This is a genomic window from Tardiphaga sp. 172_B4_N1_3, from assembly GCF_052076035.1.
Taxonomy (GTDB): Bacteria; Pseudomonadota; Alphaproteobacteria; order Rhizobiales; family Xanthobacteraceae; genus Tardiphaga; species Tardiphaga robiniae.
The window spans coordinates 1,077,138-1,089,606 of the sequence record NZ_CP197238.1; the positions used below are offsets into that span (position 1 = coordinate 1,077,138).

Genomic DNA, 12,469 nt, shown 5'->3' on the forward strand with positions numbered 1-12,469 from the left:
CAACCCAAGAAGGACACGCACATGGATCTCCAACTCAAAGGCAAATGCGCTCTCGTCACCGGCGGCAGCGAAGGTATCGGCAAGGCGATTGCTATGACGCTGGCAAAGGAGGGCGTCAATGTCGCCATCTGCGCCCGTCGCATGGAGCCGCTGGAGAAAACGGCTGAAGAAATCCGCAACGCCTACGGGGTGACGGTGGTCGCGATTACCGCCGACCTCACCAAGGATGCGGATGCCAAGGCTTTCGTCGAGAAGGCCGCCAAGGAACTCGGCAGCATCGATCTGATGATCAACAATGCCGGTTCGGCACCGGGCGGCGTGATCGAGACGCTCACCGAAGCCGACTGGGAACAGGCGCTGCAGCTCAAATTCATGGGCTATGTGCGCTGCCTGCGCTACGCGCTGCCAATCATGGTCAAGCAGGGTGGTGGCCGCGTGGTCAATCTGATCGGCAATGACGGCGTCAAGCCATCCTATTGGGAAATCGCACCGGGTGCTGCGAACGCTGCTGGTCAGAACATGACCCTGTCGCTCGCAGGTCAGTACGGCCGTCACAACATCTCGTTCTGCGCCGTCAATCCGGGCCCGGTTCGTACCGAGCGCTGGGCCGGCCTCGTCAACGCCATGTCGCGCGACATGAAGATCTCCTACGAGGAAGCCGACAAGCTGGCGCCGGCCTCGATCCCGCTCGGCCGTATCGCCGAAGTCGAGGAAGTTGCAAACCTCGTTGTCATGCTCGCATCGCCACTCGTGCAGATGGCGAACGGCACCATGATCGAAATCGATGGCGGTCAGGACAAGGCGCTGATGGACCGTTTCCGCGATCGGTAGTCGTCAAAACACGACGCGCGGCGGCGGAATATCGCTGCCGCGCAGCTCTGCGAAATTCGGTCGCAGATGCGCGCGCATCGGCCGACATCGGATGATCAAAACTTCGGCGATGTGCTAGGCATGTTGCACCAAGACCGGTCTTGACAACGAAGAGGGTGCGCCGGACTATTTGCGTACAAACTAATTCGCGTTGCAAACATGGGGCTGCAAGCGACGCAAGGGCGAACGGTCGATCCGTTTCTTGCGAAGGCTTCGGCGAGAATCACTTCTATCGCAAACGTCGATCACAACGGAGTTCGATCATGATGACGGCTCGTTCCCTTCACTCACTCGCGATTGCCGGCACAATGGCCGGCGCACTGACATTGTCGTTCGGTCACGCGGTTCTCGCGCAGGACACGATCAAGATCGGTGAGCTCAACAGCTACAAGACACAGACCGCATTCCTCGATCCCTACAAGAAGGGCTGGGAGCTCGCGATCGAACAGATCAATGCCAAGGGCGGCGTGCTTGGCAAGAAGCTTGAAGTGATCTCTCGCGATGATGGCTCGACGCCGGGCGATGCCGTGCGCGTGGCCGATGAGCTGGTGACGCGCGAAGGCGTCAACATTATCGCCGGCACGTTCCTTTCGCATATCGGTCTCGCGGTGACCGAATTCGCCGGCAAGAAGAAAGTGTTCTTCCTCGCTGCAGAACCGCTGACCGACAAGATCACCTGGCAGAACGGCAACAAGTATACGTTCCGCCTGCGTGCCACGACCTATATGCAGGTCGCAATGCTGCTGCCGGATGCGCTGGCTGCCAAGAAGAAGCGCTGGGCGCTGGTCTATCCGAACTTCGAATACGGTCAGGCGGCGGTCGCGACCTTCAAGGAAATGATGAAGGCGAAGCAGCCTGACATCGAATTCGTCACCGAGCAGGCACCGCCGCTCGGCAAGGTCGATGCTGGCGCCGTGGTGCAGGCCATCGACGATGCCAAGCCGGACGCGATCTTCAACGTGCTGTTCGGCGCGGACTTCTCCAAGCTGGTGCGCGAGGGCACCACACGCGGCGTGTTCAAGGATCGCACCGTCGTGAGCCTGCTGTCGGGAGAGCCGGAATATCTCGATCCGGTGAAGGAAGAAGCGCCGGTCGGCTGGATCGTTACCGGCTATCCCTGGGATAAGATCAAGACCCCAGAATACCTGGCGTTCCTGACGGCCTATCAGAAGAAGTACAACGACTATCCGCGTCTCGGGTCGATCGTCGGCTATGTCACGATGACTTCTCTGGCTGCCGGTATCGCCAAGGCAGGTTCGACGGACACTGACAAACTGATTACGGCCTTTGAAGGTCTGAAGCTCGACAGCCCGTTCGGTCCGTTCATGTATCGCGCCAGCGATCACCAGGCGACCATGGGAGCCTATGTCGGCAAGATCGCGCTTGAAGGCGGCAAAGGCACCATGAGCGACTTCAAATATGTCGATGGTGCATCTGTGCTGCCCAGCGACGCAGAAGTGAAGAAGCTCCGTCCCGCGACCGAGTAACAGGAAGCACGACGATGATCGCCGTTGATACTCTCCCCGCACGTTCAACGCGGGGAGGGGGATTCCTCCGATGAGTTTCAACGCGTTTCTGTTTCAGGCACTGAACGGCCTGTCGGCCGCCTCCGGCCTGTTCTTCGTGGCTGCCGGGTTGTCGCTGATTTTCGGCGTCACCCGGATCGTCAATATCGCTCACGGGTCCCTCTATATGATCGGGACCTATATCGCCTACAGCATCGCCACCAAGGTCGGCGGTGCCGTCGGCTTCTGGGGCGGCATTGTTCTGACCGCGTTGCTGGTGGCCCTGATCGGCGCTGCGATCGAGATCCTTCTGCTGCGGAGGATCTATCGCGCACCTGAGTTGTTTCAATTGCTCGCCACTTTCGCGCTCGTGCTCGTTATCAACGACGCGACGCTGTGGATCTGGGGTCCTGAGGATCTGCTCGGACCGCGCGCACCTGGTTTGACCGGCTCCGTCGAGGTGCTCGGCCGTCGGTTGCCCACCTATGATATCTTTCTGATCTTCGTCGGCCCGTTCGTGCTGTGGATGCTGCATCTCGCGCTGGCCAAGACCCGCTTCGGTCGCTTGATGCGCGCGGCGACGCAGGACCGTGAGATGGTGGGCGCGCTCGGCGTCAACCAGGCCATGCTGTTCACGGGCGTGTTCGCGCTGGGCGCTTTGCTCGCAGGTCTTGGCGGCGCGCTGCAGATTGCGCGCGAGCCGGCGACGCTGGCGACCGACCTGATCGTGATCGGCGACGCCTTCGTCGTCGTTGTGGTCGGCGGCATGGGCTCGATCTCCGGCGCCTATCTTGCGGCGGTCATCATCGCCGAGGTGAAGGCGTTGTGCATCGGCCTTGGCGTCGTGAATTTTGGCGGCTTCACGGTCAATTTCTCCAAGATGACGCTGGTTGCCGAATTTCTCGTGATGGCCGCGGTGTTGATCGCACGGCCCTACGGCTTGCTCGGTCGGGAGCAGGTGGCTGTGCGCAGCGTGGCTGAGCCCGAAGAGCCGCTGCGTCCTGCGACACCGGCCACGAAGATCGCGGGCCTCATTCTTCTCGTTGTCCTCGTGTGCCTGCCGCTGATCGCCAAGAGCTCGCCCTATACGCTCGTGCTCGGCATCGACGTGTTGATTGCCGTGCTGTTTGCAACGAGCCTGCATTTCATCATGGGGCCGGGTGGCATGCATTCGTTCGGCCACGCGGCCTATTTTGGCTTGGGTGCTTACGGCGCAGCGCTGCTGGTGAAATGGTTTGCGGCGCCGATGGGACTCGCACTGGCAGCCGCACCAGTGCTGGCGCTGGTCGGCGCGCTGCTGTTCGGCTGGTTCGCTGTGCGACTGTCCGGTGTCTATCTGGCGATGCTCACACTCGCCTTTGCCCAGATCGTATGGGCGGCCGTGTTCCAATGGGAAACACTCACAGGCGGCTCCAACGGCGTGCTCGGGGTGTGGCCGTCGACGCCATTCGACAGCCGTGGGGCATTCTATTTCCTGACACTCGCACTCGCCGCACTCGGCGTGTTGCTGCTCCGCAAATTCCTGTTCGCGCCATTTGGTTACGCGATGCGGGCAGGGCGTGACTCTCCCTTGCGCGCCGAAGCGATCGGTCTTGATGTCAAGCGCGTACACTGGCTCGCTTTCGCCATTGCCGGTGCAGTCTGCGGCATTGCCGGTGGGCTGTTCGCCTTTGCCAAGGGCTCGATCTCGCCGGAGACCATCGGCGTCAGCCGCTCCATTGATGGTCTCGTCATGGTTCTTCTCGGCGGCATCCAGACGCTGACCGGCCCGATTGTCGGTGCGTCGGTCTATGCGGTGCTGCAGGATTTCATGATGCGTTCGACGGAATACTGGCGGGCCTTGCTCGGCGGCATCATTCTGCTGCTGGTGCTTGCGTTCCCGAGTGGCATCGTCGGCGGCTTCGTCAAGCTGATCTCGCGACGAAAGACAACATCGAAGGCCGCATCATGAGCGACCTCGCCATTCGTTCGCTCTCGAAATCCTTCGGTGGTGTGCGTGCCGTCAACGAGGTTTCGTTTGACATCAAGCGCGGCGAGTTTCTTGCGCTGATCGGCCCGAATGGCGCCGGTAAGTCGACCTGCTTCAACATGATCAACGGCCAGCTGCCGCCGGATTCCGGCGAGATCTGGTTCGAGGGGGCGAAGCTCAACGGCAGGAAACCGCGCGATATCTGGCGCCTTGGTATTGGTCGTACCTTTCAGGTCGCCGCCACCTTCAACTCGATGACGGTCGTCGAGAATGTGCAGATGGCGCTGATCTCCCACGCCAATCAGGTCTACCGGCTGTGGAAGCCGGCATCGTCGCTCCACCGCGAGCGCGCGCTGGAGCTGCTGGCCCAGGTCGGCATGCAGGATGCCGCCGATCGGCCGAGCCGCGAGCTGGCTTATGGCGACGTTAAGCGCGTCGAACTGGCGATTGCGCTCGCCAACGATCCACGGCTGCTGCTCATGGACGAGCCGACTGCCGGCATGGCGCCCAAGGAGCGCAACGATCTGATCGCGCTGGTGAAGCGTCTGGTGATCGAGAAGGGCATCTCCGTGCTGTTCACCGAACATTCGATGGATGTGGTGTTTGCCTTCGCTGATCGCATCATCGTGTTGGCGCGGGGCCGGCTGATCGCCGACGGCGATGCCAAGTCGATCCGCGACAATCCGCAGGTGAGGGAAGTGTATTTCGGCACCGGCAAGACATTCCAGAAATCGGAGGCACATTGATGAGCGCCCCGATGCTCTCGGTCGAAAATCTCGGTGCGTCCTACGGAGCCGCGCAGATCCTTTACGACCTCAGCCTGCAGGTCGGGCGCGGCGAAGTCGTTGCACTGATGGGCCGCAATGGCGCTGGCAAGACCACGACCATGAAGGCCATCATGGGCCTGATGGCGCAGTCTACCGGCAAGATCCGGTTCGATGGCCACGATATCTCCGGCCGGCAGCCTTACGAGATCGCGCGGCTCGGCCTCGGTTTCACGCCGGAGGACCGCCGCATCTTCTCCGATCTGACGGTGCTGGAAAATCTCGATATCGGCCGCCAGCCGCCACGCAAGTTCAGCGACGGCGTGCCGGCGCCGGTCTGGACCGAAGAGAAGCTACTGGCGCTGTTTCCCAATCTCGGTGAAATGCCGAACCGTCCGGGCGGCCGGATGAGCGGCGGCGAGCAGCAGATGCTCACCGTGGCGCGGACGCTGATGGGCAATCCGCTGCTGATCCTGCTTGATGAACCGTCCGAAGGGGTCGCCCCGCTGATCGTCGAACTGATGGCCAATACCATTCTCGAACTGAAAAAGGCTGGAGTGTCGATCCTGCTGTCGGAGCAGAACGTGCATTTCGCCGAACTGGTCTCGGACAGGGCCTACGTCCTCGAAAAGGGCCAGATCCAATGGAACGGCACCATGACCGAGCTGGCGGAGAATATTGACATTCAACGCGCTTATTTGACGGTGTAACGACCAAAACTTCAACTGTCGCGGCAACCGAAGATCGTTCATAACTAGCAGGAGATCATCGGGGACGACATGGCGCAGAAACCGACCAAGCTGAAGGCCCTTCCGGCCGCGGAGACGCCGCCGGACTATGTCCTCGACTCCCAGGTCGGCTTCCTGATGCGCGTGGCGATGCAGCGCCACACCTCCATCTTCATGTCCAACATGATCGAGGATCTGACCCAGACGCAATTCGCCGTGCTGGCGAAGCTGCATGAGGTCGGCCCGAGTTCACAGAACCATCTGGGGCGGCTGGTCTATCTCGATGCCGCGACCATCAAGGGGGTTGTGGATCGGCTGGGTCTGCGCGGCTTCATCACCACCGGTAGTGACCCTACGGATCGCCGTCGCCGTGCGGTGTCGCTGACCGAGAAGGGCGCCCGTGTGGTCGATGCGGCAATCCGCGTTGCAGCGGAGGTCAGCGCCAAGACGCTGCGACCGTTGACGGCCGAAGAGCAACGCACACTGACGCGGTTGCTGAAGAAGATTACCTGATCACATTTTGCTATTGAGCAGCGCCTTGATCCGTTGAGGCGAGACCGGCAGCTGCGTGATGGCGCCGGGCTGGCCGAGCGCGTCGTCGATGGCCGCTGCAATCGCCGCGCCGACGGCATTGGTGCCGCCTTCGCCGGCGCCCTTGAGCCCCATCGGGTTGAGCGGGCTCGGCGCATCCTCGGAAATGATCACTTCGACATCAGGTACTTCGCGGGCCGTCGGCATCAAATAGTCGGCGAAGGTTACCGCCAGCGGTTCGCCGCGGTCGTCATAGGTGAACTCTTCATAAAGCGCACCACCGATGCCTTGGGCCACGCCGCCAACGATTTGGCCATCGACCAGCATCGGGTTGATCGCTTTGCCGATGTCATAGGCGACAAGATACCGCTCGACGCTGATGCCGCCAGTGTCGCGGGCGAGCGACACGACCGCGACATGGACGCCGTATGGGTAGGTCATATGCTTGGATTCGAACGACGCTTCGGCGAACAGGCCAGGTTCGCTATCACCGACCAGATTGCCTCCCGGTTCGAGCGCCTTTGCGATCTCGCCGAGCGTCATCGATGGGCCGGTACCGCCATCGAGGCGGACAATCTCGCCATCGACGATATCGAGTTGATCGGCCGTCAACTGCATCAATTCAGCTGCGGCCGCGAGAGCCTTGTCGCGCAGCTTCAGCGCGGCTTGCCGCGTCGCTTCGCCCGTCATCACGGAGACGCGTGAGGCGAAGGCGCCGAGGCCTCTGGCGATACGGTTGGTCTGGCCGTGGATCACGCTGACATTGTCATAGCTGGCGCCGAGTTTCTCTGCGCAAATCTGAGCGATGACCGTTTCGACGCCCTGGCCGACCGAAGCGGCGCCGGTGACGACTTCCACGAGCCCGTCGGTCCCGACATTGATCCGCACATCGTCGAACGGGCCAAGACCGCTTTTCTCGACGAACATGGCGACACCGGAGCCGACCAGTTCGCCCGCCTTGCGACGTGACGTAATCTGCGTCTGCAGGTCGTCCCAGCCGATGCCATTCAGCGCCTTGTCCAGCAGCTTCGGGTAGTCGCCTGAATCCAGCACGATGTCGGTGCCGAGCGTTTCCAATGCACGCGTGACCGGCATCTCGCTGGTCGCGATGAGGTTGCGGCGACGGACCTCGACGCCGCTGATCCCCACTCTGGCCGCGACCGCATCCAGCAAGCGTTCGCGCACGAAAGTGCTCTCATAGCGGCCGGGCGCGCGATAGGTGCCGCCAGGCGTCTTGTTGGTCAGGCGGATATGGCCGAGCACGCGATAGGCGGGAATGCGATAGGGGCCGGGCAGCATCGCAGCGGCGAGGTCGGGCACGGTGGCGGCATGCGTGCGCATATAGCCGCCCTGATCGTGGAAGAACTCGTTGTCGATGGCCAGAATATTGCCGTCGCGATCGATCGCCGCGCGGATGTGATGGGTCTGCTGCCGCGAGTGATTGGCCGCGATCAGATGCTCGCGGCGATCCTCGATCCATTTCACGGGGCGGCCGAGGCGCAGCGCGGCCAGACAGACCAGTACGTCTTCGGGATACATCTCGCCGCGAATGCCGAAGCCGCCGCCGACATGGCCTTCGAACAGATTGGTGTTGGCAGCGGTGCGGCCAAACATTTTCGCAAGCTGGTCGCGATTCCAGTGCGGCACTTTCGCAGCGCCGTACATTTCCAGCATGTCTGTCTCGGCGATGTAACGGCCAATGGCCCCGCGCGTCTCCAGGGGAACGCCGGAATGACGGCCGATGGAGAGCGAAAGGCTGACTACGGCATGCGCTTTGGCGAACGCTCCATCGACGTCGCCATAACCTTTCTCGATCAGTGCGGTCTCGGTCGGTAGTCCGTCGCGGAACTCGCCGACCTCGCCATCGGCCTGCAGGATCACCGGCAGTTCTTCTATCTCGACCTCGACTTGCTCGGCGGCATCTTCGGCAAGATAGGGATCTTCGGCGAACACGACGGCGACGGGATCGCCGACATAGCGCACCTTGTCCTTGGCCAGAATGGTCTGGCGATAGACGGCGAGTTGCTCCAGCCGCGTCAGACGGAAATCAATCGGCGGAATCTCGGAGACATCGGCAAAGCTCCAGGCGGCGACCACGCCCGGAATCGCCAGAGCCGGCGCGAGATCGACCGAGACGATATTGCCGTGGGCGTAGGTCGAGCGCACCACACGCATATGGAGTTGGTTCGGGAAATTGATATCGGCGGCAAACTTGCCCTGGCCGCGCAGCAGCGGGCCGTCTTCCTTGCGAGTGACGGATTGGCCAACCAGTCCCGGTTTGGCGGCAGCAGTCACGACTGGCGCATCTCCACCGCGGCGGCGCGGACCGCCTTGATGATGTTCTGATAGCCGGTGCAGCGGCACAGGTTCGACGACAGCACGTCCACCAGATCGTGGTCGGAAATATCCGGCTCGCGCTCCAGCACGCCGACGGCGAGCATCAGGAAGCCGGGTGTGCAGAAACCGCATTGCAGGCCGTGGTTCTCCATGAAGGCGCGCTGCATCGGGTGCATCTCGTCGCCATCGGCGAGGCCTTCGACGGTGCGGATCTGCTTGCCGTCCGCCTGCTGCGCGAACATCAGGCACGAGCGCACGGGCTCGCCATTCACGAGCACGGTGCACGCGCCGCAGACGCCGTGCTCGCAACCGATATGCGTGCCGGTCTGGCCACAGTCCTCGCGGATCGCGTCGGCGAGGGTCCGGCGCGACTCCACGCGAATGGCGTGGGAGTGACCGTTGATGATGAGGGTGATATCGGTCTTGTCGCTCATGCAAGTTTTCCGTTGCTTGGCAATTTTCCGCTTGCGCGCAGCGCCGCACGAATGCGCTGCGGCGTTGCCGGCATTTCGTCGATGGAGATTCCGAAGCAGGACAACGCGTCGTTGATCGCGGAGATCACGGCGGCCGGCGCGCCGATGGCGCCGCCTTCGCCGAGGCCCTTGGCCTTGGTGATCGAATTACCGGTGAGAGTCTCGATGTGATGCAGCTCAATCTCGGGAATTTCGTGCGTCGTCGGCGGCAGAAAATCCGCCAGCGTGCTGGTCAGGATGTTGCCGGTCTCGTCATAGATGATCTCTTCCAGCAGCGCGTTGCCGATGCCTTGAGCGACCCCGCCATGGACCTGGCCGTCGGCGATCATCGGATTGATGATCAGCCCGGCATCCTCGGCGACCAGAAATTTCTCCATCTCGACACGGCCGGTCTCGATATCGACCTCGACGATGGCGACATGGCAGGCATTGGAGAAGGTTCCGGATGGATCATAAGTGCCGGTCTCGGTGAGACCCGGTTCGATCTCGCCCTTGAAGATGTGGGTCTGGTGATAGGCCGCACGCGCCATCGACGCGATGGTGACGGAGCGATCGGTGCCGATGACATGCGCCGATCCGGATTGCAGCGTGATGTCCTCGGGCGCGGCTTCCAGCAGATGGCTCGCCATCTTCAGCAGTTTGGCGCGGATCTTTTGCGCGGCGAGCAGGCTGGCGCCGCCCGACAGCACCAGCGAGCGGCTGGCGAATGTGCCCCAGCCATAGGGCGAGCGGTCTGTGTCGCCGTGAACCACCTTGATGAATTCCGGATCGATGCCGATCTCGTCGGCGATGATCTGCGCCAGTGATGTGCGCAGTCCCTGGCCATGCGGCGACGAGCCGATCCGCGCTTCGACGAAGCCCGAGGGATCGATGGTCAGATACACGGTCTCGAAGCCCGGAGTGATCTCCATCCCGCGTGCCGCGAAAGCCGGGCTGCCATAGCCAGTACGCTCGGAGAAGGTTGCAAAGCCGATACCGAGATGGCGGCCGGCATCGCGCGCGATCTTCTGGCGCTTGCGGAATGCGTCGAGGTCGATGGCCTTGATGGCCATCTCCATGGTTTCCTTGTAGCTACCGTCATCGAAGACGAGCCCGGTCGCCGACGTGTAGGGGAACTTGTCGATCAGATTGCGGCGGCGTAGTTCGGTCGGCTCTATGCCGAAGGCTGCGGCAGCCTTGTCCATCAAGCGTTCGAGCACGAAGGTGATGACCGGCCGCGAGACGCCGCGATAGGGCGCCATCGGACAGGTATTGGTCATCACGCCGCGCGAGCGACAGTCATAAGCGCGGACGTCATAGGGGCCGGGGAGCTCGGCCAGTGCCATCAAGGGCTCGACGCCGCAGGTCGTCGGGAAACAGGAATAGGCGCCGATATTGGCGACAATGTCGCCGCGCAAAGCGAGCAGCTTTCCGCTCTTGTCGAATGCGCCTTCGAGCTGGACGTGTTGATCGCGGCTGTGAAAGCTCGCAATCAGGTTTTCGCGGCGATCCTCGGTCCAGGCCACGGAGCTGCGCAATTTGCGCGCCAGCCAGACCAGCAGCACATATTCCGGCGCCAGCGACATCTTTTGGCCGAAGCCGCCGCCGACGTCAGGCGCGATGACACGCAGATCCGATTCCGGAATGCCGAGGATGTCGCACACCGCCGTGCGCGTCAGATGCGGCATCTGTGTGGTGCAGGTCAGTGTCACGCGACCGGTCGATGCGTCATAGGAGGCATGACCTGCGCGGGCCTCCATCGGCGTCGCATTCTGACGGTGCGAGCGCGCTTCAACATGCAGCACCTTGTGTGCGGTCTTCCAAACATCCTCGAAGCCGGGTGTCGCGATGCGACCCTCGACGATCACGTTGTGCTTGGTGTCGGCGTGAACCAGCGGAGCGTCCTCGGCGAGCGCATCCATCGCGTCGATCAGCGGTGCGCCTTGGGATATCTCGACCTCGACCTGATCGGCGATGTCCTCCGCCTGATCCTTGCTCGACGCGTAGACGGCCGCGATGGACTCACCTGTGAACCGCACCACGCCATCGGCAAGGATCGGCTGACCGACCGCGACATAATTGAACTTGCTCAGCATCGGCCGGATCGGCTTCAGCTTTGCGAGGTCCTTGGCCGTGACGATGCCTGCGCCCTCCGGTGCCGTGATGTTCTCGATCGTTCCGGCAGCCACGCTGCTGCGGACGAAGCGCACCCAGTGTGTGGCGGGCATATCCGCCGTGAAGCGGCCGCGACCGGTGACGAGGGCGGGATCCTCGAGCCGGCGGATCGAACGCCCGACCCAGGTCGTGCCGGTGCCCTTGGTGTGGACCGTCATTGTGCCGACCGCTCCAGTGCGCGCCGCGTCACGGCGCGGACCAGATCGCAGCGATATTCCGCAGTGGTCTGGATATCCTCCAGCGGCTCGATCGCATTGGCCGCGGCTTCACCGGCGGCGACGAACAGGTCCGGCGAAGGAGCCTGACCGTTCAAAACATCTTCGGCCTCGAGAATGCGCCGCGCGCGATCCTCGGCACCGCCGATGCCGACATGGGCCTCGGCGATTACGCCATCGACAAGACGATAGGTAACGAGCGCGGCAGACATCGCAAAATCGCCTGCACGGCGGCTGAACTCGTAGAAGCCGAACTTGGTATCGTCGGGTAGCAGCGGCAAGCGCGCTTCGGCGAGGAACTCATCCTCAGCCAGCGATGTCGACATGATGCCTTCGAGGAAATCCGTGACATTAACGATGCGTTCGCCACGCACGCTCTTCACGACCAGTTGGGCGTCCAGCGTTGCCGCGACGAGGCACCATTCCGATGCAGGGTCGGCATGGGCGAGGCTGCCGCAAAACGTGCCGCGCATCCGGATCGGATAATGCGCGATGTGGCTGACGACGAAAGCGAGGAGCTTACCAAGCGGACCGTCGATGACAGGCTTGTGGAATGCGCCGTGGCGCACCCGCGCGCCAATCGAGAGATAGTCGCCGTCGACAGCGAGGCGGTCGAGCCCTTCGACCTCATTGATATCGATCAAGTGTGCTGGCCGCGCCATACGGAACGCCATGATCGGCACCAGGCTCTGGCCGCCCGCCAGAATGCGGCCATCGAGCGGCGCAAACTCGGCCAATGCACTCACAACTTCATCCACGGTGCGTGGGACGTGTCGCGTGAACGGCGCCGGCTTCATATGGAAAAACCCCGGGCAGGAGGGCCAAAATTCACTTGTATGCTAACAATCGTCTTTTGGAAGTCAATCAGTGTCGCTGACGCAAAACGGGGCGTTCGCCGCCTGCGTTTTGATCACGTGGTGACA

The 12,469-nt window shown here is 62.3% G+C and carries 10 protein-coding genes; 6 read left to right on the forward strand and 4 right to left on the reverse strand.

Annotation, left to right across the window (positions count from 1 at the left end; translation table 11 throughout):
- Positions 1 to 21 precede the first annotated feature (21 nt).
- The 6 genes from AB7783_RS04750 (at position 22) to AB7783_RS04775 (ending at position 6,349) form a co-directional block, all read left to right on the forward strand.
- Positions 22 to 831, forward strand: coding sequence for an SDR family NAD(P)-dependent oxidoreductase (locus tag AB7783_RS04750; RefSeq protein ID WP_089267123.1), 810 nt, complete (start codon positions 22 to 24; stop codon positions 829 to 831).
- 305 nt (positions 832 to 1,136) lie between these two features.
- Complete coding sequence (locus tag AB7783_RS04755; RefSeq protein WP_089267318.1) at positions 1,137 to 2,357, forward strand: ABC transporter substrate-binding protein; 1,221 nt, start codon at positions 1,137 to 1,139, stop codon at positions 2,355 to 2,357.
- A gap of 70 nt (positions 2,358 to 2,427) precedes the next feature.
- Positions 2,428 to 4,326 carry an ABC transporter permease gene (locus tag AB7783_RS04760; protein ID WP_441276995.1) on the forward strand — a complete coding sequence of 633 codons (1,899 nt, stop codon included), beginning with the start codon at positions 2,428 to 2,430 and terminating at the stop codon, positions 4,324 to 4,326.
- Entirely contained in the window at positions 4,323 to 5,090 is a 768-nt protein-coding gene (locus AB7783_RS04765; protein ID WP_231080961.1) for an ABC transporter ATP-binding protein, read from the forward strand. The genes AB7783_RS04760 and AB7783_RS04765 overlap by 4 nt, the downstream gene beginning before the upstream one ends.
- The gene (locus AB7783_RS04770) at positions 5,090 to 5,818 is read left to right on the forward strand and encodes an ABC transporter ATP-binding protein (RefSeq protein ID WP_231080960.1); all 729 of its coding nucleotides are present in this window, start codon (positions 5,090 to 5,092) and stop codon (positions 5,816 to 5,818) included. Before AB7783_RS04765 ends, AB7783_RS04770 begins: the two co-directional genes overlap by 1 nt.
- Before the next feature lie 69 nt (positions 5,819 to 5,887).
- Positions 5,888 to 6,349 carry a MarR family winged helix-turn-helix transcriptional regulator gene (locus AB7783_RS04775; RefSeq protein ID WP_231080959.1) on the forward strand — a complete coding sequence of 154 codons (462 nt, stop codon included), beginning with the start codon at positions 5,888 to 5,890 and terminating at the stop codon, positions 6,347 to 6,349.
- Here the strand turns inward: AB7783_RS04775 and AB7783_RS04780 are convergent, their stop codons facing one another.
- The 4 genes from AB7783_RS04780 to AB7783_RS04795 are packed head-to-tail and all read right to left on the reverse strand — an operon-like array spanning position 6,350 to position 12,343.
- The gene (locus AB7783_RS04780) at positions 6,350 to 8,662 is read right to left on the reverse strand and encodes a xanthine dehydrogenase family protein molybdopterin-binding subunit (protein WP_441276996.1); all 2,313 of its coding nucleotides are present in this window, start codon (positions 8,660 to 8,662) and stop codon (positions 6,350 to 6,352) included.
- Complete coding sequence (locus AB7783_RS04785; protein WP_441276997.1) at positions 8,659 to 9,138, reverse strand: (2Fe-2S)-binding protein; 480 nt, start codon at positions 9,136 to 9,138, stop codon at positions 8,659 to 8,661. Before AB7783_RS04785 ends, AB7783_RS04780 begins: the two co-directional genes overlap by 4 nt.
- Positions 9,135 to 11,489 (reverse strand): xanthine dehydrogenase family protein molybdopterin-binding subunit, encoded by a 2,355-nt coding sequence (locus AB7783_RS04790; RefSeq protein ID WP_441276998.1) that lies wholly within the window; start codon positions 11,487 to 11,489, stop codon positions 9,135 to 9,137. Before AB7783_RS04790 ends, AB7783_RS04785 begins: the two co-directional genes overlap by 4 nt.
- The gene (locus AB7783_RS04795) at positions 11,486 to 12,343 is read right to left on the reverse strand and encodes an FAD binding domain-containing protein (RefSeq protein ID WP_441276999.1); all 858 of its coding nucleotides are present in this window, start codon (positions 12,341 to 12,343) and stop codon (positions 11,486 to 11,488) included. Before AB7783_RS04795 ends, AB7783_RS04790 begins: the two co-directional genes overlap by 4 nt.
- Between the last annotated feature and the right edge of the window lie 126 nt (positions 12,344 to 12,469).